Origin of the sequence: Caulobacter rhizosphaerae (genome assembly GCF_010977555.1) — a bacterium.
Lineage (GTDB): Bacteria > Pseudomonadota > Alphaproteobacteria > Caulobacterales > Caulobacteraceae > Caulobacter > Caulobacter rhizosphaerae.
This window is the reverse complement of sequence record NZ_CP048815.1, coordinates 2931826-2953002: the sequence shown is the minus strand read 5'-3', so window position 1 is coordinate 2953002 and position 21177 is coordinate 2931826. Positions and strand designations below refer to the sequence as shown.

At 67.4% G+C, this 21177-nt stretch carries 19 protein-coding genes; 12 read left to right on the top strand and 7 right to left on the bottom strand.

Translation table 11 applies throughout. The features are described 5' to 3' along the window. Positions 1-48: 48 nt before the first annotated feature. Positions 49-246: a hypothetical protein gene (locus G3M57_RS13585; RefSeq protein WP_056750485.1), complete on the top strand. Its 198-nt coding sequence runs from the start codon at positions 49-51 to the stop codon at positions 244-246. 30 nt (positions 247-276) lie between these two features. Here the strand turns inward: G3M57_RS13585 and G3M57_RS13580 are convergent, their stop codons facing one another. Continuing rightward, the gene (locus G3M57_RS13580) at positions 277-420 is read right to left on the bottom strand and encodes a hypothetical protein (RefSeq protein WP_156402056.1); all 144 of its coding nucleotides are present in this window, start codon (positions 418-420) and stop codon (positions 277-279) included. Between the two features lie 18 nt (positions 421-438). Further along, entirely contained in the window at positions 439-2214 is a 1776-nt protein-coding gene (locus G3M57_RS13575; RefSeq protein WP_163231128.1) for a methyl-accepting chemotaxis protein, read from the bottom strand. Between the two features lie 644 nt (positions 2215-2858). On the opposite strand from G3M57_RS13575, the gene G3M57_RS13570 reads away from it, so the two are divergent. The 7 genes from G3M57_RS13570 to G3M57_RS13540 all read left to right on the top strand — a co-directional run bounded on the left by G3M57_RS13570 (position 2859) and on the right by G3M57_RS13540 (position 11385). After that, entirely contained in the window at positions 2859-3701 is an 843-nt protein-coding gene (locus tag G3M57_RS13570; RefSeq protein ID WP_163231126.1) for a TauD/TfdA dioxygenase family protein, read from the top strand. 151 nt (positions 3702-3852) lie between these two features. After that, positions 3853-6441, top strand: a complete 2589-nt coding sequence (locus G3M57_RS13565) for a TonB-dependent receptor plug domain-containing protein (RefSeq protein ID WP_163231124.1) — start codon at positions 3853-3855, stop codon at positions 6439-6441. A gap of 11 nt (positions 6442-6452) precedes the next feature. After that, a complete protein-coding gene (locus G3M57_RS13560) occupies positions 6453-7403 on the top strand; it encodes an ABC transporter substrate-binding protein (protein ID WP_056750493.1) in 951 nt (316 codons plus the stop codon). Further along, complete coding sequence (locus G3M57_RS13555) at positions 7400-8974, top strand: FAD-dependent oxidoreductase (RefSeq protein WP_163231122.1); 1575 nt, start codon at positions 7400-7402, stop codon at positions 8972-8974. Before G3M57_RS13560 ends, G3M57_RS13555 begins: the two co-directional genes overlap by 4 nt. Continuing rightward, the gene (locus G3M57_RS13550) at positions 8974-9366 is read left to right on the top strand and encodes a 4Fe-4S dicluster domain-containing protein (RefSeq protein ID WP_163231120.1); all 393 of its coding nucleotides are present in this window, start codon (positions 8974-8976) and stop codon (positions 9364-9366) included. Before G3M57_RS13555 ends, G3M57_RS13550 begins: the two co-directional genes overlap by 1 nt. Further along, entirely contained in the window at positions 9363-10037 is a 675-nt protein-coding gene (locus G3M57_RS13545) for a peroxiredoxin-like family protein (RefSeq protein WP_163231118.1), read from the top strand. Before G3M57_RS13550 ends, G3M57_RS13545 begins: the two co-directional genes overlap by 4 nt. A gap of 13 nt (positions 10038-10050) precedes the next feature. Then, positions 10051-11385, top strand: coding sequence for an LLM class flavin-dependent oxidoreductase (locus tag G3M57_RS13540; protein WP_056750505.1), 1335 nt, complete (start codon positions 10051-10053; stop codon positions 11383-11385). A 90-nt stretch (positions 11386-11475) separates the two neighbouring features. Here the strand turns inward: G3M57_RS13540 and G3M57_RS13535 are convergent, their stop codons facing one another. The 5 genes from G3M57_RS13535 to G3M57_RS13520 are packed head-to-tail and all read right to left on the bottom strand — an operon-like array spanning position 11476 to position 15394. Then, positions 11476-12474, bottom strand: coding sequence for an NADP-dependent oxidoreductase (locus G3M57_RS13535; RefSeq protein WP_163231116.1), 999 nt, complete (start codon positions 12472-12474; stop codon positions 11476-11478). A gap of 56 nt (positions 12475-12530) precedes the next feature. Then, positions 12531-13625, bottom strand: a complete 1095-nt coding sequence (locus G3M57_RS13530; RefSeq protein ID WP_163231114.1) for an alkene reductase — start codon at positions 13623-13625, stop codon at positions 12531-12533. Positions 13626-13671: 46 nt separating this feature from the next. Then, positions 13672-14142, bottom strand: coding sequence for an alpha/beta fold hydrolase (locus tag G3M57_RS27155; protein ID WP_208789603.1), 471 nt, complete (start codon positions 14140-14142; stop codon positions 13672-13674). Next, the gene (locus G3M57_RS27150; RefSeq protein WP_208789602.1) at positions 14142-14519 is read right to left on the bottom strand and encodes an alpha/beta fold hydrolase; all 378 of its coding nucleotides are present in this window, start codon (positions 14517-14519) and stop codon (positions 14142-14144) included. The genes G3M57_RS27155 and G3M57_RS27150 overlap by 1 nt, the downstream gene beginning before the upstream one ends. Positions 14520-14557: 38 nt before the next feature. Next, positions 14558-15394, bottom strand: a complete 837-nt coding sequence (locus tag G3M57_RS13520) for an alpha/beta fold hydrolase (RefSeq protein ID WP_163231112.1) — start codon at positions 15392-15394, stop codon at positions 14558-14560. A gap of 104 nt (positions 15395-15498) precedes the next feature. Here G3M57_RS13520 and G3M57_RS13515 point away from each other — a divergent pair, with 104 nt between their 5' ends. From G3M57_RS13515 to G3M57_RS13500, 4 genes are all read left to right on the top strand, one after another. Then, complete coding sequence (locus tag G3M57_RS13515; RefSeq protein WP_056750519.1) at positions 15499-15996, top strand: winged helix-turn-helix transcriptional regulator; 498 nt, start codon at positions 15499-15501, stop codon at positions 15994-15996. A 426-nt stretch (positions 15997-16422) separates the two neighbouring features. Next, positions 16423-17004 (top strand): RNA polymerase sigma factor, encoded by a 582-nt coding sequence (locus G3M57_RS13510; RefSeq protein WP_163231110.1) that lies wholly within the window; start codon positions 16423-16425, stop codon positions 17002-17004. Further along, positions 16973-17947: a FecR family protein gene (locus G3M57_RS13505; protein WP_163231108.1), complete on the top strand. Its 975-nt coding sequence runs from the start codon at positions 16973-16975 to the stop codon at positions 17945-17947. Before G3M57_RS13510 ends, G3M57_RS13505 begins: the two co-directional genes overlap by 32 nt. Before the next feature lie 376 nt (positions 17948-18323). Beyond that, on the top strand, positions 18324-21134 hold the full coding sequence (locus G3M57_RS13500) for a TonB-dependent receptor (RefSeq protein ID WP_188916161.1): 2811 nt from the start codon (positions 18324-18326) through the stop codon (positions 21132-21134). Positions 21135-21177: the final 43 nt, after the last annotated feature.

Genomic DNA, 21177 nt, shown 5'->3' with positions numbered 1-21177 from the left:
GTCGCCGGGGAGGCGGCGCCCGGCCATTCGAATCTAGGAGCGCATCTGATGAATATGGTTCTCGTCGACGAGGAACAGGTCCTTGCCTTTCGCGCCGCGCTTCCGGCGGTGACGAAGGTCTGCCTCCAGGAGGTGCTGGGCGTCAGCGAGACGACCTGGACGCGGTTGCGGACGGGGCGGCCGATCCGTCGCTCGACCTATGATCGCCTGCTGTGCCGCCTCGCACGGGTTTCGGCCCACGCCTAGCTTCGGCGCAGACACGAACGCAGGCCGCGTTCACTGTTCTCGGAAAGCGCGGAACATCCGCTGCTGCAGCGGCTCGACCAGATACCGCAGAGCCGTACGCTTGCGCAGCGGCGCCGCCACCTCGACCGGCAGGCCGGCCTTCAGCATCGGCGGGTCCCGGCCGGGCTGTTTCAAGGCGGCCCTGGTATCGGGTCAGCTGGCTTGGCGCACAATCCGTGCGGCGACCGCTGCCCGAGCGGCCTGTTCGCCAACCTTGAACCGACCGATCAGTCGCGCCAGGTCCTGAGCCTCCCGGGCCAAGGCGTGGCTCGCCGCGGTGCTTTCCTCCACCATGGCGGCGTTCTGTTGCGTGACCTGGTCCATCTGGTTGATCGCGACATTGACCTGTTGAAGACCGCCGGACTGCTCCTGAGCCGAGGCCGCGATCTCGCTGACCACGCTGTTGATCTGCGAGACCTGGCCGACGATGCGCTCCAGGGCCTTTCCGGTCTGCGCCACCAGATCGACGCCGGCGCTGACCTGGCCGGTGGATGTGGCGATGAGGGTCTTGATCTCCTTGGCGGCCTCGGCCGAACGTTGGGCCAAGGCGCGCACCTCCTGAGCGACGACGGCGAAGCCGCGACCGGCGTCTCCCGCCCGGGCGGCCTCCACACCGGCGTTTAGGGCCAGCAGGTTGGTCTGGAACGCGATCTCGTCGATGACGCCGATGATCTGGGTAATGCCCTGGGAAGAGGTTTCGATGGCGTTCATCGCCACGATCGCCTTGCCGACCACCTCGCCGCCCGTCTCGGCGTCGAGCTTGGCGGCGGCCACCACGGTGCGGGCGTGCGTCGCGCCTTCGGCGGTCTTCTTCACTGTCGCGGTGATCTGCTCGAGGGCGGCGGCCGTTTCCTCCAGGCTGGCGGCCTGTTGCTCGGTGCGGCGGGACAGGTCGTCCGACGCCACCGTGATCTCGCCAGCGCCGGACCGGATGCCCTGGCTGTTGCCGAAAATCTCTTCCATCGTCGCCTGAAGGGTTTCGACGGTCGTGTTGAAATCCTCGCGAAGCTTGACGTAGTCGGCTGCGAAGGCCTCGGTCAGGCGGTAGGTGAGATCGCCGCCGGAAAGCTTCGACAGGCCGGCGCCGACCTGTTCGATGGCGCGCGCCTGTTCGCGGGCGGCTATGGCTCGAGCGGCTTCGTGAACACGCCGTTCCTCTTCCGAGGCAGTGCGAAGCCGTTCGGCTTCGCACTCGAGCGCCTTGGCCTTGACGCCATTCTCCTTGAAGACCTGGACCGCGCGGGCCATGCCGCCGACTTCGTCGCCACGGTCCTGAGCCTCGACGACCACCTCAAGGTCTCCCCCGGCCAGGCGGCGCATACGTTCGGAAAGAACATTCAGGGGTCGAGCGATCTTGCCGATCGCGACCCAGAGGCCGACGCCCACGCCCAAGGCGATGCCGCCGATCGCGAGGATGAGGTTTGTCGCTATGGACATGTGCGTGGACAAACTGAGATCGACCACGGCCTTGTCGTCGCTGGCCGCGGCCGTGGTGTTGAACGCGACAATCTCCTTGGTCATTCCCACGATCTTGGGGTCGAGCTGGGTCATGACGCGCTTGGCCTGGTCGTCCTGACCCGCGAGAGCCAGGTCGGCCGCCCGATCGGCCAGTCCGGCGATCTGGTTCGCCTGCGCCGCGAACGTCCTGTAGGTGGCCGCGTTTTCGGGCAGCAGCCGTTCGGCGATTTCCAGATTCTTGAGCAACTGGGCTGTCGACCCGTCGATGTCCGCCCTGGCCTGGCGCGCCGCCGGGGTCGGGCCGTCCTCCGCGACGACGCGATAGGTGGCGTAGCCGATGACGTTGACCATGCGGCCGACGCGCGCCAGTTCGAGCGCGGCCGGCGCGCGATGAGCGACCAGCGCCCTTGTGGCGTTGTCCGCCTTCTTGAGGGCGACGCTGCTGTAGGTCGCCGAGGCGGTGAAGGCCAAGGCCAGGAGGGTCAAAGCCGTCAGGATCTTGGTCGAGATTTTCCAGCGGTCGATGAATTTCAAGGCCAGTCCCCCGCGCACCCTTCGTCGCGGCACCATGGGGCCTGAGCAAAGTTGACGAAGGTTCTTTGTTTGGCGGCGGCGTTTCCAATGTCCGAGGTCATAATGTCGCAGATCTTCAAGTATTGACGACCACCGGTTTTGTGGCGGCTCCAGACAAATATCGCCGGTAGATCAGCTCAGCTTTGGTCTTGGCGCTAGGACTAAGAGAACGAAATGGGTGCGTGCGCGCCGCCGTGGAGCTCAAGATTTCTGGGACAACTCTAGAGATCGGGAGATCTGAGGCCAAATTCCGAGAACAATTTTGGCCGGGCAGGCTTGGCGCCGCTGAACCTCGTATCGACGATGACGGGACAGGCGCCGCGCAACGTGTCCAGCTGAACTCTGTGATCAGCGGGCTCCTGCCCGTCGTCCGCACCGACTTGCAATCGGCATCGCCCATATGCGTCGCGCAAATGCGGCTTATGGCTTCGGGCGATATATAAAACTCTGAATTTGTTCAAAGAAATACTAGGTCGCTCAATTTAAAGCCTCCGGCCATGGTGCCGTCGCCGGCCCAGGGGGCGGCTTCCAAGGAGGTTTCCATGAGCGCCATCCGCGACAAGATCCAGAGCGCCGACCTGAGCGTCACGCCGCTCAGCCCTACGATTGGAGCCGAAATCGGAGGCGTGGATCTTCGCCAGAAGCTCGATCGCCTGCAGCGGGACGCCCTCAAGGCACTGCTGTTGCGCCACAAGGTCCTGTTTTTCCGCGACCAGGATATCAACCGCGACCAGCAACTGGCCTTCGCAGCCAATTTCGGCGAGGTCTACGCCCATCCGGTGGGCGGTGTTGAGACCCATCGCGCCGTGCAGCCGATCTCCGCCGAGGCGCTCAAGAAGTACGACATCCGTGACAACCATTGGCACACCGACACCAGTTGGCGGATCAACCCGTCGTTCGGGGCCGTGTTGAAGGCGGTTCACATCCCGGAAGTCGGCGGCGACACGATCTGGGCCGATGGGCACGCCATTTGGAAAGGCCTGCCCGATGACTTGAAGGCACGGATCGACGATCTCTACGTGATCCACGACTACCAGGACGCCTTGTCCAAGGCCGGCGAGCGCTATCCGCTGGTGGCCCATCCGGCGATCCGCACGCATCCGGAGACGGGGGAGGAGATCTTCTGGATCAATTTCAGCCTGAAGCCGCAGTTCGTCGACCTGGCGCCGGATGAAAGCCGCGCGCTGCTCGCCCGCCTCTATGATGAAGTCAAAAGGCCGGAGCACCAGGTCCGCTTCCGCTGGAAACCCAACTCCGTCGCCCTGTGGGACAACCGGGCCGGGTTGCACTACGCCGTGCGTGACTATGGCGATTTCCCACGGGTCATGGAACGCGTGCTGATCGGCAGCGACGACATCCCGTATCGCGAGCGCGAGCCCGCCTGAGCCGAGCGTCAGGCGGGAACACTTTCCAATCCACGAATTAACGACGACGCCCGGCGATCCGCCGGGCGCGGGGGATAGACTTTTGCCTTTTTTGTATGTCTGCGTGGCCGCCCGACAGCGACACCGCAAGCTCCAACACCACGCTGCGCTCATGACCTGCGCCTCGGTTCTGGCGTTGGGAGGCCAGGCTCGCGCCGAGAATACAGCGGCAGCGCCGCCCGTTCCCGCGGCCGCCGAAGCTGGCGGCGCGGTGGCGCTTGAGAGCGTTATCGTCACCGGCGTGCGTGGCGTGCGGCGCACCGTCGCCGACAGCCCCGCGCCCGTCGACGTGATCGGTGGTGAGCAACTCCTGGCTACCGGCAAGGTGGGCTTGAAGGAGGTGCTCAACACTCTGATCCCGTCGTTCAACCTGCCGGGCCTCAACGGTGGCGGCACCTCGTGGACGGTGCGGGCGATCACCCTGCGCGGCTTGAACGGCGACCAGGCCCTGTTCCTGGTCAACGGCAAGCGCCGCCACGGCACCGCCCTGATCAACAACCTGGCCCGCGTCGGTCGAGGCGGGGCGCCGGTCGACCTCGACTTCATTCCCGCCTCGGCCATCGAGCGGATCGAGGTGCTGCGCGACGGGGCCTCGGCCCAGTACGGCTCGGACGCCATCGCCGGCGTCGTCAACATCATCCTGAAGGACGATTCCGAAGGCGGTTCTTTCAGCTACACCGGCGGCCAGAACTACCTGGGCGACGGCGACACTCGCGCCGCGACGCTCAACTGGGGGCGGCCGCTGGGCGAGACTGGCGGCTTCCTCAGCTTGGCCCTGAACTGGAAGAACAACGAGGCGGCCACTCGCGCCATTCCTTCGCGCGCCCAGTACATCTACCAGCCCACAGTCACGACGGTTGGCGGTGTCACCACCGTCACGCCAGACCCGCGCGACGCCACGGCCGACCGCGACGCCTGGGGCCTGAGTTACGGGCCGGGCGAGGAGGACATCCTGGCGGCCTCGTACAACGCCGAGCTGCCCTGGCGGGACCTGAAGCTTTATTCGTCGGGCACGCTCAGCCACCGGTCGTCGCGGAAGAACACCGGCAGCTTCCTGCCGAACCTAGCTCCAGTGGCCGGTGTCACGGCCGGTCGACCGCTGAGCCGCAACGCGCTGCCCGAGGTCTATCCGGACGGCTTCAACGCCTATCGGCGGATCTTCGAGCTGGACTTCCAGACCAGCTTCGGCGCGCGCGGCGAGGCGGCGGGTTGGGCGTGGGACTTGTCGACCACCCTGGCCCAGGACCACGCGCAGCTGGACGGCCAGAACACGCTGAACGCCACGCTGGGCCCGTCCAGTCCGACCTATTTCCACCTGTCGACGCACGAATTCCGGCAGTGGACCAACAATCTGGACGCCACCCGCGAGGTGACGCCGGGCTGGCTGAAAAACCCGCTGCAGGTCTCCTGGGGGCTGGAGCACCGCTACGAGCGCTTCCTGATCGAGGCGGGAGACGAGGCGTCCTACGTCGTTGGCGACTACGTGATCCCGGCCGGCCAGCCGTTCGCCGGCCTGCGCCCGAACCCGGGTCTGGCCTCCTACGCCGGCACCGCGCCGGAGGACGCCGGCTCGACCCATCGCCACAGCGGCGCGGCCTATGTCGATGTCGGGACCAACGTCACCGACACTTGGTACGTCGGCCTGGCCGGCCGCTACGAAAAGTACGGCAAGGGCGTGGGCGACACCTTCAGCGGCAAGCTGACCACGCGCTGGGAATTCCTGCCGAGCTACGCCGTGCGCGCCACGGTCAGCAACGGCTTCCGCGCTCCATCGCTGGGCCAGGTGCTATTCGCCACCTCGACCATCAATGGCAGCCTGTGCCCGGCCGCGCCGAACAACATCTTCCGGGGCGCCCCCTGCGTGGCGGGCGAGTACCTGACCTTCCCGACCAAGGTGCTGCGCACCGACAGCGCCGAGGCCAAGGCGCTGGGCGCCGAGCCGCTGAAGCCCGAGACCTCGACCAACTACAGCTTCGGCGTGACCGCCGAGCCGGTCGCCGGTCTGCGACTGACGCTGGACGCCTACGAGATCCAGATCGACGACCGGATCGTCGACACCAGTAACCTTGATCTCTCGGTCGCGCAGCTGTCCTCGCGAGCCGATCTCGCGCCGCTGCTGGCGCGCTTCCCGCAGGGACTGACGGCGACCTACTATACCAACGCCGTCTCGACCCGGACCAACGGGCTCGATTTCGTGGGCGAGTACGGCTTCAGCCTCGGCGACCTGGGCAGACTGAATCTCAATGCCGCCTACGCCTTCAACAAGACCAAGATCACCGAGCTGAAGGTCACACCCGCCGTACTGACGGCGGTGAACCCCAACCTCGTCCTGTTCGACCGCCAGAAGATCGCCGACCTGACCATCGGTACGCCGCGCGAGAAGATCATCGTCGGGGCCCAGTGGTCGCGCGGCGCCTGGAGCGCCAGCCTACGCAACACCCGCTTTGGCCGCTACACCGAGGCCGGCGCCTCGGCGAGCCTGGACCGGACCTTCAATCCCAAGTGGATCACCGATCTGGACATCGCCTGGCAGGTCCGGCCATCGACCAACATCGCGATCGGCGCCAACAACCTGTTCGACAAGCATCCCGACAAGATCGGGATTCTCAACGCCGACCAGGGCACGGGCCAGTTCGGCATCTTCTCGCCCTTCGGCATCACCGGCGGCTACTACTACGCCCGCCTGACCCAACAGTTCTGAGGGAGGGCGCGATGGATCGACGTCAGCTCATCGCCAGTCTCGCCTTCGGAGGCCTGGCCGCGAGCTTGGCCGCCTGCGCCAAGAACGCCGGCGGCCAGCCTATCCTCAAGGTCGGCAGCCAGCGGGGCGGCACCAAGGCTTTGTTGCTTTCGTCTGGAGCGCTGGAAGGCGTTCCGTACGAGATCGAATGGAGCGAGTTCCCGGCCGCCGCGCCGCTGCTCGAAGCGGTCAGCGCCGGGGCGGTGGACCTCGGCGAGGCCGGCGACGCGCCCTTCCTGTTCGCCTACGCCGGCGGCGCCAGGATCAAGGCCGTCCAGGCCGGCCGTAGCGGCGGGGCCGCGACGGCGATCCTCGTGGGCAAGGATTCGCCGATCCGATCCCCGGCCGATCTGCGCGGAAAGAAGATCGCCACGGGACGTGGCTCGATCGGCCACTACCTGCTGCTGCGGGTCTTGGAGAACGCTCGCCTGAAGCCCACGGACGTGTCGATCGCCTTCCTCAATCCCGGCGACGCCAAGGCGGCTTTCACAGCCGGATCGATCGACGCGTGGGTGACGTGGGGGTCGTATGTCGCGCTGGCTCGCCTGCACGACGCCGCACGGATCCTGATCGACGGCGACGGCTTGCTCAGCGGGTTCGGATACGAGGCCGCCAGCGAGAAGGCGATCGCCGAGAAGCGTCCGCAGATCGAAGACTTTCTGAAGCGCCTGGCGACGGCGCGGCGCTGGGCGGCCAACAATCCGGACGCCTTCGGCAAGGTGCTGGCTCGCGAGACCGGCCTCTCCGAAGAGGTCGCGCTCTACACCGTCCGCCAGTATCGGATCCTGCCGACCCCGCTGGGGAACGAGGCGGTCCAGGAGTCGCGGGCGGTGCTCGACCGTTTTCGCGCGGCGGGAACGGTGACTTCGGACCGCGACGTGGCCCGCGCCTTCGACACCTCGTTCAACGGGGCCCTGGCATGATCGCGTCCTTGTCCCTGGCGACGGATGTTCTGGTCATCGGAGGTGGCTTGGCCGGCGCATGGGCGGCTGTGGCGGCGGCGCGCGAAGGTGCGGACGTCGTGCTGGTCGACAAAGGGCATTGCGGGACCAGCGGTGTCACCGCGACGGCCGGTCCCGGCCACTGGTGGGCGCCTCCGGATCGCCGTGAAGCCGCCGTCACCGACCGGCTGAAGCGCTCACTAGGCCTGGGCGATCCGGATTGGATGCGCCGGATCCTGGACCTGACCTGGAGCAGCCTTCCGGGTCTGGCCGACCACTACGCGTTCTCTACCGACGACCGGGGCGAGGTCCAGTACCGAGCGCTGCGCGGCCCTGAGTACATGCGGGCCATGCGCGCCTACGCGGTCGCGGCGGGCGCCAGGATCCTTGACCACCATCCGGCGCTGCAGCTGCTGCGCCATGGCGACGGCTCGATCGCCGGCGCGTCGGGGATCGCCCTGCGCGGCGAGCGGCCGTGGACCATCCGGGCGGGCGCGGTGGTGCTGGCGGCGGGCGGCACGGCCTTCGCCTCGCGCCTGCTGGGTTCGGCGACCAATACTGGCGACGGCCTGCTGATGGGCGTCGAGGCCGGCGCCGACCTCTCGGGCATGGAGTTCACCAACTACTACACGCCCGCCCTGGCCGGCACGAACATGGCCCGCTCCATGGCCTACAGCTTCGCCCGCTGGTTCGACGCCGACGACCGCGAACTCGACATCCCGAACGGTCCGGAGGTCACCCCGCACCTGGCGCGCGCCCTGCTGAAGGGGCCGCTGTTCTGCCGGCTGGACCGCGTGCCGGCCGACATCCGCGCGGTGATGCCGCAGGTGCAGCCCAACTTCGTGCTGCCCTTCGCGCGCCTGGGGATCGACGCGTATGGCGAGCGCTTCGAGGTCGTGCTGCACGCCGAGGGCACGGTGCGCGGGATCGGCGGCCTGCGCGTGGACGACAACGACTGCCAGACCGCCGTGCCCGGTCTCTATGTCGCGGGCGATAACGCCAGCCGCGAGCTGGTGACCGGCGCGATCTCGGGCGGCGGGGCGGTCAACTCGTCCTGGGCCCTGTCGTCGGGCCAGTGGGCGGGCGCGGCGGCGGCGCGGCGAGCGCGTTCGACCGGGGCGCGGGAGACCGACCTGGCGATCGCGACGGGCCAGACCGGCCTGGCCCCGCGGCGCGGCGTTCGGGTGGTCGACACAGCGGGCGCCGTCCAGGCCGTGCGCGAGGAACTGAACGCCTACGACAAGAACATCTTCCGCCAGGGCGAGGCGCTGGCCGCTTCGATGGTGCGGTTGGACGAGATCTGGAAGGAGCTGGCCGATCATGGCCGGGCCGAAGGCCGGGCGGGCCTGCGCCTGCGGGAGGCCGCCGCCCTGGTCGCCGCCGGGCGCTGGAGCAAGGCCGCCGCCCTGTCGCGGCGCGAGAGCCGTGGCATGCACCGCCGCGAGGATGCGCCGGGCCTGGATCCGCGCCTCTCAAGCCGTCAGCGGGCGCAGGGGCTGGACCGCGTCGTCACCCGCTTCGAGCCCGCGCCGACGCAGGCGGAGGTGGCCTGATGATCGAGGTCGTCATCGAGGATCGTTGCTCAGGCTGCGGCGACTGCGTCGAGGCCTGTCCCAGTGATGTACTGGCGCTGGGGGCGGGCGGCAAGGCGGTGATCGCGGCCCAGGCTGACTGTCAGACGTGCCTGCTGTGCGAGCTCCACTGTCCAGCCGACGCCCTGTTCGTCTGGCCCGAGACCGACCGGGTCGCGGGCGTGACCGCCGAGCGGGCCCTGGCGTCCGGCCAACTGGGCGCCTTCCGGCGCGACCACGGCTGGGGCGAACACGCGGCGACCCACACCAACCAACACTGGCGGATGGGAGCGATCTTCGAGCGCGCCCGCCTGCAGGCGATCGATATCGCCGCCGCCAAGACCGCTCGCACTGAGGAAGGATGCTCCACATGAGCCGCAAGAGCCTGAAGGAACGCTTGGCCGACCTGCACGCCGAGCGCGTGCGCACCTGGGACCCAGCAGCGCTGAAGATCAATGTCGACCAACGGCGCACGCTGGTCGAGACGGCCGATACCGCGCGATGGATCCAGGTCGGCGACCGCCTGGATCCGTTCGTGCTGCGTGACGTGGAAGGTGGAGACCTGCCGCTGGAGGCGCTGATCCAGCGCGGGCCGGCCGTGCTGGTGTTCTTTCGTTTCGCGGGCTGCCCGGCCTGCAACATCGCTCTGCCGTATTACGAGGAAGCGCTGGCCCCCGGCCTGCGGGATCTGGGCGCGACCCTGGTGGCGGTCAGCCCGCAGGTTCCGGAGCGCCTGGGCGAGATCAAGACCCGCCACGACCTGAGCTTCAAGGTCGCCTCGGATCCGGACAACGCCCTCGCTCGCCGGTTCGGCATCCTCTACACGGCCGACGAGGCCAGCCAGGCGGCCCAGCGCGCCAAGGGCGGCTTCATCGGCGATACGACCGGCACGGGAACCTGGGAGCTGCCGCAGCCCGCCGTCGTCGTCATCGACCACGAGCGGGTCGTCCGGTTCGTCGACGTCAGCCCCGACTGGCTGGTCCGCACCGAGGCGGACCCCGTCCTTGAGGCCGTCCGCGACATCACCCTGGTTCCCGCCGAATAGATTGGACACGACCATGACCGCACAACGCCAACTGAAGCTGGGTTTCATCCTGCACGGCGTCGGCCCGGGCTGGGGCGACTGGCGCCATCCGAACGCCCATCCCGGGGCCAGCACCGATTTCCAGTTCTACAAGCGCCAGGCGCAAGTCGCCGAGGCGGGCAAGTTCGACTTCCTGTTCGTGGCCGACAGCGTCTACATCACCGAAAAGTCCAGCCCGCATTATCTGAATCGCTTCGAGCCGCTGACCATCCTGTCGGCCCTGGCCGGTGCGACCAGCCATATCGGCCTCGTGGCCACCCTGACGGTCAGCTACAGCGAGCCGTTCAATGTCGCTCGACAGTTCGCCTCGCTGGACCACATCAGCGGCGGCCGCGCAGGCTGGAACGTCGTCACCTCTTGGCTGGAGGGCAGCGCCGCCAACTACAGCCGCGAGAAGCATTACGCCCATGACGTACGCTACCGCCTGGCCGGCGAGTATCTGGACGTGGTCCAGGGGCTGTGGGACTCATGGGAAGACGACGCCCTGACCTTCGACAAGGCGGGCGGCGAGTTCTTCGACCCGAAGAAGCTGCACACCCTGGATCACAAGGGCGAGTTCTTCTCGGTGAAAGGGCCGCTCAACATCAGCCGCTCGCCGCAGGGCCAGCCGGTGATCTTCCAGGCTGGCGCGTCCGAAGACGGCAAGGCGTTCGCCGCCAAGCGGGCCGACGCCATCTTCGTCTCCCACGAGGAGATCGACACGGCCAAGGCCTACTACCAGGACATCAAGGCCCGCGCCGCCGGCTACGGTCGCGATCCGGACCAGTTACACGTGCTGCCCGCCGCCCGCCCGGTCGTCGGCCGCAGCGCGCAGGAGGCCGAGGCGCTCTACAAAGAGCTGACTGAGCTGGTGTCACTGGACAACGCGCTGTCGATGCTGGCCCGCCCGTTCAACGAATACGACTTCGGCCAGCACGATCCGGACGGCCCGTTCCCACTGGAGGCGGCCGAGTTCGGGGCCAACTCGAACCAGAGCGCCGTGAACCGCATCGTCGCAGCGGTGAAGGAAGAAGGCCTGACTCTGCGCGAGACGGCCCTGCGCTTCGCCACGCCGCGCGGCCACTTCGTCGGCGACCCCGAGCAGGTGGCCGACAGCCTTCAGCGGTGGTTCGAGGAACGCGCGTCCGACGGTTTCGTGCTGTTCGAGAGCTTGCCCGGCCAACTGGAGGCCTTCGTCGAGCTGGTCGTGCCGATCCTGCAGGCGAGGGGACTCTTCCGGGCGGACTATGAGGGGACGACCTTCCGGGAGAGCCTGGGCCTTGATTTTCCCGCCAACCGCTACGCCCCGACGCTGGCGGCGGCGGAGTAGGTTCAGTCAGTCCTGTCCCGGTAATGGCATCAGGCGTTTCTGGCGCCCGACGGCCATTACCGGCCCTTTACGGTCGTCTTGCCCGGATGCTCATCGCGCGATGACGACCTTGCCCTTGGCGCGTCCGGTCGCGAGGTAGGCCATGGCCTCGTTCAAGGCGTCGAACGCGAAGACACGATCGATGACCGGGCGCAGCGCGCCGCTGTCGACGAGCGCCGCGATCTGGGCGAGCTGGCCGCCGTCGGCCCGCATGAACAGGAAGGAATACTCGACTTGGCGGCGCGCGGCCTCACGCCGAATGTTGCGGCTCAGCAGTCCTACCACCTGCCGCATCAACCAGTTCATGCCCTGCGCCCGCGCGAACGCAGGATCCGGCGGACCGGAGATGGAGATCAGCTTGCCGCCCGGCTTCAAAATCTTCAGCGAGCGTTGCAGCGTTCCGTCCTCCAGACTGCTGAGCACGACATCGTAACCTGACAGGCGCTCGGTGAAGTCCTGGGTCTTGTAGTCGATCACGACATCAGCGCCGAGACCGCCGACGAGTTCGGCGTTGCCGGCGCTGGTCGTGGTGGCGACCGTCGCGCCCAGATGCTTGGCCAATTGGATCGCGATCGTGCCTACCCCGCCAGAGCCGGCATGGATCATCACCTTGTCGCCGCGCTTGACGCGAGCCGCCTCGACCAGCACCTGCGACGCGGTCAGGGCGACCAGCGGCAGCGACGCGGCCTCGACCATCGACAGGGTAGTGGGTTTTGGCGCCAAATCGGCCTCGGCGACTGCGATCCGTTCGGCGAAGGCGCCGATCTGGTGATCACGGGGCCGCGCGAACACCTCGTCGCCCACCTTGAACCGCGACACCCCAGGGCCGACGCCGGAGACGACGCCCGCAAGATCGTGGCCCAAGACGAAGGGCGGGCGATAGGGCAGGATCGGCTTGAACGCGCCATCGCGGATCTTGGCGTCCAGCATGTTGAGCGCGGCGGCGCGGATATCCACCAGCACCTGCCCCGGCCCCGCCACGGGATCGGGCCAGTCTCCCAGGCGGAGCGGCTGCCCCTTGCCGTAACGATCGAGAATATAGGCCTTCATCAGGCGTCTCCTTGTTCCGTCGGAGCCGCCCCGTGACGCGGCCTGCGGGTGGCTTGTCAGGCGGCGACGGTGGCGGTCGCCGTCGGATAGTCGGTATAGCCCTTGGCCCCGCCGCCATAGAGCGTCGCCGGATCGAGGTCGGCGAGCGGCCTGCCGGTCTTCAGGCGCCCGACCAGGTCGGGATTGGCGATGAACGGACGTCCGAAAGCGAACAGATCGGCCTTGCCCTCGGCCAGCCGGGTCGTAGCGAGGTTCAGGTCATAGCCGTTGTTGGCGATGTAAACGCCGTCGAAACGCTTGCGCAGCGATCCGAAGTCAAACGGGGCGACATCGCGCGGACCGCCCGTCGCGCCCTCGACGACATGGATGTAGGCGATGCCCAGCGCGTTCAGGCGATCGACGATGTAGTCGAACTGCGGCTGGGGATCGCTGGTCGAGACGCCATTGGCCGGCGAGACGGGCGACAGCCGCACGCCGGTCCGGTTGGCGCCGGCCGCCTCGGCCACCGCCGCGGTCACCTCGATCATCAGCCGCGCGCGGTTCTCCACCGAACTGCCATAGGCGTCCGTGCGGACATTGGCGCCGTCCTTGGCGAACTGGTCGAGCAGATAGCCGTTGGCGCCATGCACCTCGACCCCGTCGAACCCCGCCTTGATGGCGTTGAGCGCGGCGTTTCGGAAATCCTCGATAACGCCCGGCAGCTCGTCCAACGCCAGCGCGCGCGGTTCCGAGACGTCGACGAAGGCGTTATTGACCACCGTCTTGGTCTGGGCGCGGATGGCGGAGGGGGCGACGGGCGCCGCGCCGCCGTCTTGCAGGTCAACATGGCTGACCCGGCCCACATGCCACAGCTGGGCGATCATTCGGCCGCCCTTGGCATGAACGGCGTCCGTAACCTTGCGCCAGCCGTCGACCTGATCGGGCGTGTAGATGCCGGGGGTGTCCTGGTAACCCTGGCCCTGCCGTGACACCTGTGTCGCCTCCGAGATGATCAGGCCGGCGGTGGCGCGCTGGGCGTAGTAATCGGCCATGAGATCGGTCGCGACCAAACCAGCGCCCGCTCGATTGCGCGTCAGCGGGGCCATCACGATGCGATTGGCGATCGTCAGCTCGCCGAAGGCGTAGGGTTCGAACAGGGCGTTGCTGGTCATTCTCGATCTTTCGCTTGGAAACTGAAACTTGGCGGACGGAATGCGATCACGCTTCATCCAGGAACTGGATGGCGTGGCGCAGGAAGCGTTCGGGATACTGGAACTGGGCGCCGTGGCCCGCGTCCGGATAGATGAAGAGCTGGGCGTTCGGGATGTTCTGCGCCATTTCGTACGAGTTGATCGTGGGGATCATCACGTCGTCGTTGCCGTTCAGGATGAAGGTTGGCTGGGTGATCGCGCGCAGATGCGCCAAGGGCGCGGCGGGATCGAGCGGCGCCAGCCAGCCGAGGTTGGCCTCCATCTGGGCCTGCATCGCCGCCGGTGAGCTGGGCGTGTCCTGATCGGCGCGCTGGTGGCGTCGCGCCCAGAACTCGCGGCCGGCCTGTTGCGCCGCTTCCGAGCGACCGAAGAACAGGAACAGGAAATCCTCGACGCTCGGAACCGGCTGCGTCGCATGGAACAGAACGCGCTTATCGGAGCCGAAGGCGCCGCCACGCGGGCCCGTGCCGAGCAGCATCAGCCTGCGACCCGTCGCGGGTGCCGTAGCGCCACGTCCTGCGCCTGCATGCCCCCCAGGGAAAAGCCGAGCAGATCGACCTGCTCCAGTCCCAACGCCCGGATGAAGGCGGCGATGTCGTCGGCCATGTCCTCGATCCTGTTGCGGGGCGGGCCCGACGAGGAGGCGACGCCGCGTCCGTTGTAGAGGATCACTTCGCGTCCGGCGGCCAGACCGTCGGTCATCAGCGGGTCCCAATTGTCCATGCCGCCCCGGAAATGCTGGATCAGCAGCAAGGGCGGTTCACCCCCTTCGGCGTTTCCCCAGCGGCGATAGGCGAAGCGGTCGCCGTCGATTTCCAGAAAGCGGCTGGGAGCGGTGACGTGGGTGTCGGTCATGTCGAGGACTCCGGATCGGAAGGGTTGCGATCAAGCGGTCAGCGCAGGAACTCGAGCGCGGCCAACACGAAGGGGCGGTGATATTGGAAGATGCCGCCGTGACCGGCGTCCTGGTAGATCACCAGGTCGGCGCCAGCGATGCGGCGGGCCAGGTCGCGCGAATTTTCGGTCGGCACCATCCGGTCATCGTCGCCATTGGCCACGAGGGTCGGCTGGGTAATGACGGATAGATCCTGCGGCGCCTGCCCCGCCCAACACCTGATCGCGGTGAGCTGGCGTCCAAAGGCGGCCGACGTGATCGGTTTGTCGCGATCGGCGGTGCGCTCCTTCAAGCGCGCCAGAAATTCGTGGCCGGCGCGACGGCCGTTGGCGGTCTTGGTGAAGAACAGATAGAGCTTGGGATCTTTGAAGGTCAGGGCGCCCTTGATCATGGCGCGCACCGCGACGCCGGTGACCTTGTCCATCCCGGCCCCGCCGGCGGGACCTGTGCCTGTCAGGATCAGCCGACGCACGAGCGCGGGTTCGCTGAGCGCGATCTGCTGGGCGACGAAGCCGCCCATCGAGAAGCCGAGCAGATCCACCTGTTCGAACCCCATGGCGCGGATGAAGGCGACCGCGTCGTGCGCCATCGCGGCGATGTCGCGCGGCGTGGCGCCGCTCGATCCGCCGACGCCGCGATTGTCCACCGCGACCACGCGATGCTTGCTCGCCAGGCCATCGACGACGCGAGGGTCGAAATTGTCCAGCGTGGCGCCCAGGTGATTGAGCAGGACGACGGGCGTTCCTGTCCGAGGACCCAAATCGCGGTAGGCGAAGCGGACCTCGCCGACCGTGATGTTGCGATTGGGCGTGTTCCTGTACGACTCGGCGGCCATGCGGCTTCTCCCGCCTGCAAGGGCTCGCGCACCGGCGCCGAGGCTTGCAGTTTGATGAGGCAGAGATATACTTCAATTATTGAAGTGACAAGAGGGCGGCGGTGATGAAGGCGAAATCGTTCTCCGGAATGCGGTGCTCGATGGCTGGCGCCCTGGAAGTGGTCGGCGATCGCTGGGCGTTGTTGTTGATCCGCGACCTGTCGCTGGGACTGCGCCGCTATGACGAACTGCGCGCCAGCACAGGCATCCCGCCCGCGACGCTAGCGGCGCGGCTGACGCACCTGGTGGAGGGCGGCCTAGTCGAACGGGTTCGATACCAGGAACGCCCGCCACGCGACGAATATCGGCTGACCGACAGGGGACGGGACCTGTGGAAGGTCACGGTGGCGCTACGCGAGTGGGGTGACCGATGGGACGCCAGCGGCTTTGGCGTGCCCATGGAGATGGTCGATCGCCATACCGGACGCCCCCTGCGCTTGACCCTTGTCGACGCCGAGACGGGTGAGGCGGTGCCGATCGAGCGCGCGATGATGCGCCCCGGGCCGGACGCCGACGAGGCTGTCCATCGGCTGTTGGGCGCGGGAAGCGAAAAAGGGCGTTAGCTTCGCGTGGGAGGCGCGACGAAGGAAGCTAGGATAGGGTCTCGTTTCGGCAGGGTCCTGATAACCAGCGTTTTCGGGCAGCGCAAAGCAAGGCTCAAAGCCCGGATCAGGCGGACCCTTCAACACGTTCTTCGTGCCTTCCAGAACCTTCGATCGCCCAGAACTGCTACCGGCCCCGACGTTCCACGCCTTCTAAAACCGCCGTGTCGCCAATGCGGCCGACACCCTGCCCAAACACCGCGGCTATTGGCCAGGCCTGGCTGACGGGCCGGTCGCCATTGCCAGCGCGAGGCGCCGGACGCCAAGTTCTGCCCCATGCGGCGGCGCCGAACGGGGAACAGGCGGTGATTGACCCGCAGGGGTGTTGCCGGCCTGACCGGTTGACCGAAACCTGAGTCCCGTCGGGATTGCGTTGTCGAGGGGCCGTTGAAGCAGAGCCGCGCCGAGATTGTCGCCTTCGTCGGCGGCCAGATTCTACCGCATGAAGCCGACGTGCGCGGGTGGCTGCGCCGGTCGGGCAGTTCCGCCGCGGACATCGACGACGTGGTGCAGGAAACCTATTGTCGGTTGGCCGCGCTGGAAACCGTCGCCCACATCGCCAACGGCCGCGCATATTTTTTCCGGACGGCCCGCAACATCGCCATCCAGAAAATTCGCCGCGCGCGCATCGTCCGCATCGATTGCGTCACGGAAATCGACGCCCTGAACGTCGTAGATGATGAGCCTTCTCCAGAACGCGTGGTCGCGGGCCGTCGCGAACTGGGGAGGGTGCAGCAATTGATCGAAGGATTGCCCGAGCGGTGTCGACAGATCTTCACCCTTCGCCGGATCCACGGCCTGTCGCAGAAGGAGACCGCCGCGCGTCTGGGCGTGACCGAGAACGTCGTGGAAATGCAATCGGCCCGAGGCTTGCGTTTAATCCTGCGCGCCTTATCGGAGACAACGGCGCAGGATCAAGCAGCAGTCGGCAAGGCTCATGAGCTCCATTCGGTCCGCAAGCGAGATTGACGAGGAAGCGGCCGACTGGGCCGCCCGCGTCGACGCGCATGGGCTGGACGTCGAGCGCGACCCCCAACTGCAGGCCTGGCTGAAGGCCGACGCGCGACGGGCCGGGGCGCTGCTGCGGGCGCAGGCGGCGATCAGCTTCCTGGACCGGGGGCGCGCCCTGGCCAATGTCGCGCCGACAGTCGAGGCCGTGGTCGCCCAGCGTCCCGATCGTCGCGCCCTGATCGCCGGAGCGGGCGGCGCGGTCGCCGCTGCGCTGGTCGGCGGGATCGGCCTGTGGACCGCGCGGCCCCAGCGGCTGGACACGCGCCTGGGCGAGATCCGTCGCGTGCCGCTGGCCGACGGCTCGCTGGTGGCCATCAACACCAAGACCGCACTGGAAGTGGCGATGAAGCCCCAGTCGCGTCATGTCGTCCTGAAGGAAGGGGAGGCCTGGTTCCAGGTCGCCAAGGATCCCGAGCGTCCGTTCGTCGTCGCGGCGGGGCCAGTTCGCGTCCGCGCCCTAGGCACGGCCTTCTCGGTGCGCCGCGACGCCGAAGCCGGCGTCGGCGTCGACGTGATGGTCACCGAGGGCGTGGTCGAGACCTGGGTCGAGGGTGATCCGGGACCCCGGCGGCGGTTGTCGGCCGGCAGCCGCATCGTCCTGGCCAGCACCGTCTCGCCCACCGTGGCGGAGTCGCCCTCCGAGATCGAGCGTAGCCTGGCCTGGCGCAATGGCGAGATCGCTCTGGATGGGGAGAGCCTCGAGCAGGCCGCGCGCCTGTTCAATCGCTACAACAGCCGCCAGATCGTTATCGACGATCCGGCCCTGGCCCAGGAGCGCTTCGTGGGTCTGTTCCAGACCAACGAACCGGAGAGTTTCGCGGCGGCAGTCGCCAAGACGCTCGGGGCGGCCGTCAGCGATGACGAAGGCACGATCAGGATAGCGCACGCTCGTATTTCATGAGTACATATTCTTCGCGACGATATGAGTTGATTGAATATCACTCATTCGGTTTGGCGATATGAGTAAATCTTCTGTCCGAGGCATGTATATTGACTTCGCATAAGTCGCACTGATCGACCTAATACCCTCTACCTTTAAGGTCGAGGTGTTCATGAAAATTGGAAGAGAGCGGGTTCCGGCGAAAAGGACTTTCGCCGATGGCCGTCACCCTGACAAGCGTGCGAAATGGGCGCCGGGCGGCGAAGCTGGCGCAAAAGCGAGCGTGTTGGACCGTGAGCGGACCAATCCCACGCCCACCCACCGGAAAATCGGCTCCGGCGCCTCGTCCTGTCAGGAGGCCGCGAGTGGCGGGCCTCGGAACGATGGGGGATTGTCGATGCGTGACTGGAACCGTTCCGCCAGGCGGAGGTTGCTGTGCGCGGCCTCGGCCGCCTGGGCGCTGAGCGCGGGAGCGACCCTGGCTCAGGCCATGCCGTTCAAGATCGACGCCCAGCCGGCGGCGGCGGGCATCCGCCAGTTCGCCCGGCAGGCCGGCGTGCAGATTCTGGTCCAGTCCGACGCCGCCCAGGGCCGGCGCACCGCGCCGGTGCGCGGAGCCCTGCCGGTCGATCGCGCCCTGGAGCAACTCTTGGCGGGGACGGGCCTGTCGGTGGTCTCCAACGACGGCAAGACGATCATCCTGGCCCCGCCGCGCGCCGGCCTAATCCGGACCGGATGGTCGGGCGCCGGCGCCGGCGCCATAGCCGCGGCCCCCGAGCCCGCGCCGCCGCCGGAACCCGACGCGCCCAGCGTCATTGAGGAACTGATCGTCACCGGCACGCGCTCGACCTCGCGCACGGTCACCGAGAGCATGGCGCCGATCGACGTGATCTCGTCGGCCGAACTGACCAAGAGCGGCAAGCAGTCGACGCGCGACCTGATCTCGACCCTGGTGCCGTCGGCCAACACATCCAACAGCGGGGCGGGGGCCAGTTTCGCGATCAAGACCGTGTCGCTGCGTGGGCTGTCGGCCGACCAGACCCTGGTGCTGGTCGACGGCAAGCGCCGGCACAACACCGCCATCCTGTTCGTCAACGGCACGACCCAGAACGGCCAGTCGCCGCCGGACCTGGACCTGATCCCGTCGGCCGCGATCGAGCGGATCGAGGTGCTGCGCGACGGCGCCTCCGCCCAATACGGTTCCGACGCCCTGGCCGGAGTGATCAACGTCATCCTCAAGAAGCGGCCCGAGGGCGGCTCGATGACCGCCCTCTACGGCAAGACCGCCGAGGGCGACGGCGAGACCGGGCAGCTCTCAGGCAATATCGGCTTGAAGCTCGGCGAGGCCGGCTATCTGAACCTGACGGGCGACGTGCGGATCACCGATCCGACCGATCGCGGCGACAAGACGCCGAACACCACCCTGATGTACTTTCCGCGCAACGCCCAGGGACAGCCGGTGCGAGTGGGGACGGCCGGTTCGACCCCGGATCCGCGCGAGGCGACCGCCAACCGCCACACCAGCCATCCGGGCTCGCCGCAGGTGCAGCTGTTCTCGCTGGGCTACAGCGCCGGCTCGCCGATCACCGACGACATCGACGTCTATTCGTTCGGCACCTTCTCCAGCCGCAACACCGCAGCCTGGCTGACCTTCCGCAACCCGAACGCCAGCAACAACATCACCGCGGTCAATCCCGACGGCTACACGCCGCGCCTGTTCCTCAAGGACCGTGACTTCCAGGTGGCGTTCGGCGCCAAGGGCTCGGACGTGCTGGGCTTCGATTGGGACCTGTCCACGACCTTCAGCCGCGACGACGTCGACTACTATGAGAACTCGTTGAACGCCTCGCTGGGCCCAGCCAGCCCGACCTATTTCTACATCGGCGCGCTGAAGTTCCAGGAGTGGACCAGCAACCTGGACCTGACACGTGAAGTCGAGACCGGCGTCTTCGCCGAGCCGCTGTTCGTGGCGCTGGGAGCGGAATACCGCGACGACAAGTTCGAGATCGTGGCGGGCGAACCGGCCTCCTACATCAACGGCGGCTATGTCGCCCCGGCCGGCAGCCCGCAGGCGGGCGTCGTCTTCGCGGGCGGCTCGCAGGGCGTGACCGGCTTCCCGCCGTTCTCGGCCGGGTCGTTCTCGCGCGATAACATCTCGGCCTATCTGAACGTCGAGCAGAAGGTGACCGAAAAGCTGGAGTTCGCCCTGGCCGGTCGCTTCGAGCACTATTCGGACTTCGGCGACGCCAAGACCTTCAAGCTGTCCAGCCGCTACGCCATCCTGCCGCGCCTGGCGATCCGCGGGACGGCCAGCACCGGCTTCCGGGCGCCGTCGTTGCAGCAGCAGCACTACGCCTCGTCCAGCACCATCGGCGTGATCGTACCGCCCGCGACCACGACCCAGCTCTATCCGGTGCAGTTGCTTCCGCCGGACAACCCGGCCGCCATCGCCCTGGGCGCCAAGCCGCTGCGGCCGGAGAAGTCGACCAACTATTCGGTCGGGATCGTGGCCCAGCCGCTGTCGCGGATGAACGTCACGCTGGACGTCTACCAGATCAAGATCGACAACCGCATCCTGCAGAGCGGCACGCTGGGCCCGAACGTCGCCGTCAGCACCGCCCTGGCCAGCCAGGGCCTGAACCCGCAGCAGGCGGCCTTCTACTACGGCAATTTCGCCGACACCAAGACGCGCGGCGTCGACTTTGTGGTCGACTATCGCACCGACTTCGGCGACTTCGGGTCGGTGCGGTGGACGCTCTCGGCCAACCACACCAAGAACAAGTTCACCCGTGTGGTGCAGCCGCCGGCGGCCTTAGCGGCGGCGGGGATCGTCTATATCGACCGCGTGAAGATCGGCGACCTGACCGTCGGCACCCCCAAGGACAAGTTCATCCTGGGCGCCGACTGGACCCTCGGCAAGTTCGACACCAACCTGCGCCTGACCCGCTACGGCGAGGTCATCCAGCGCACGTCGCTGGCGGCCAACGACGAAACCGTCAGCCCCAAGCTGATCGTCGACCTCGACCTCAGCTACGCGGCGACCGACAACATCACGCTCAGCGTCGGCGCCAACAACCTGCTGGACGCCTACCCCGACAGCGTCAGAGCCGCCAACCGCGGCACGCCCGCCTTCGCCTACTACAACCAGTACTCTCCGTACGGGATCAGCGGCGGCTTCTACTACGCCCGCGTCGCCGCCCGGTTCTAGGCTTGCCGCCGGTCCGGGCGCAGGTCCGGACCGGTCCTCTCGG

Bases quoted from the DNA above. Each gene is read 5' to 3' on its own strand.
- G3M57_RS13585 (WP_056750485.1), top strand. From the start codon at position 49: ATGAATATGGTTCTCGTCGACGAGGAACAGGTCCTTGCCTTTCGCGCC.
- G3M57_RS13570 (WP_163231126.1), top strand. From the start codon at position 2,859: ATGAGCGCCATCCGCGACAAGATCCAGAGCGCCGACCTGAGCGTCACG.
- G3M57_RS13565 (WP_163231124.1), top strand. From the start codon at position 3,853: ATGACCTGCGCCTCGGTTCTGGCGTTGGGAGGCCAGGCTCGCGCCGAG.
- G3M57_RS13560 (WP_056750493.1), top strand. From the start codon at position 6,453: ATGGATCGACGTCAGCTCATCGCCAGTCTCGCCTTCGGAGGCCTGGCC.
- G3M57_RS13555 (WP_163231122.1), top strand. From the start codon at position 7,400: ATGATCGCGTCCTTGTCCCTGGCGACGGATGTTCTGGTCATCGGAGGT.
- G3M57_RS13550 (WP_163231120.1), top strand. From the start codon at position 8,974: ATGATCGAGGTCGTCATCGAGGATCGTTGCTCAGGCTGCGGCGACTGC.
- G3M57_RS13545 (WP_163231118.1), top strand. From the start codon at position 9,363: ATGAGCCGCAAGAGCCTGAAGGAACGCTTGGCCGACCTGCACGCCGAG.
- G3M57_RS13540 (WP_056750505.1), top strand. From the start codon at position 10,051: ATGACCGCACAACGCCAACTGAAGCTGGGTTTCATCCTGCACGGCGTC.
- G3M57_RS13535 (WP_163231116.1), bottom strand. From the start codon at position 12,474: ATGAAGGCCTATATTCTCGATCGTTACGGCAAGGGGCAGCCGCTCCGC.
- G3M57_RS13530 (WP_163231114.1), bottom strand. From the start codon at position 13,625: ATGACCAGCAACGCCCTGTTCGAACCCTACGCCTTCGGCGAGCTGACG.
- G3M57_RS27155 (WP_208789603.1), bottom strand. From the start codon at position 14,142: ATGCTGCTCGGCACGGGCCCGCGTGGCGGCGCCTTCGGCTCCGATAAG.
- G3M57_RS27150 (WP_208789602.1), bottom strand. From the start codon at position 14,519: ATGACCGACACCCACGTCACCGCTCCCAGCCGCTTTCTGGAAATCGAC.
- G3M57_RS13520 (WP_163231112.1), bottom strand. From the start codon at position 15,394: ATGGCCGCCGAGTCGTACAGGAACACGCCCAATCGCAACATCACGGTC.
- G3M57_RS13515 (WP_056750519.1), top strand. From the start codon at position 15,499: ATGAAGGCGAAATCGTTCTCCGGAATGCGGTGCTCGATGGCTGGCGCC.
- G3M57_RS13505 (WP_163231108.1), top strand. From the start codon at position 16,973: ATGAGCTCCATTCGGTCCGCAAGCGAGATTGACGAGGAAGCGGCCGAC.
- G3M57_RS13500 (WP_188916161.1), top strand. From the start codon at position 18,324: ATGCGTGACTGGAACCGTTCCGCCAGGCGGAGGTTGCTGTGCGCGGCC.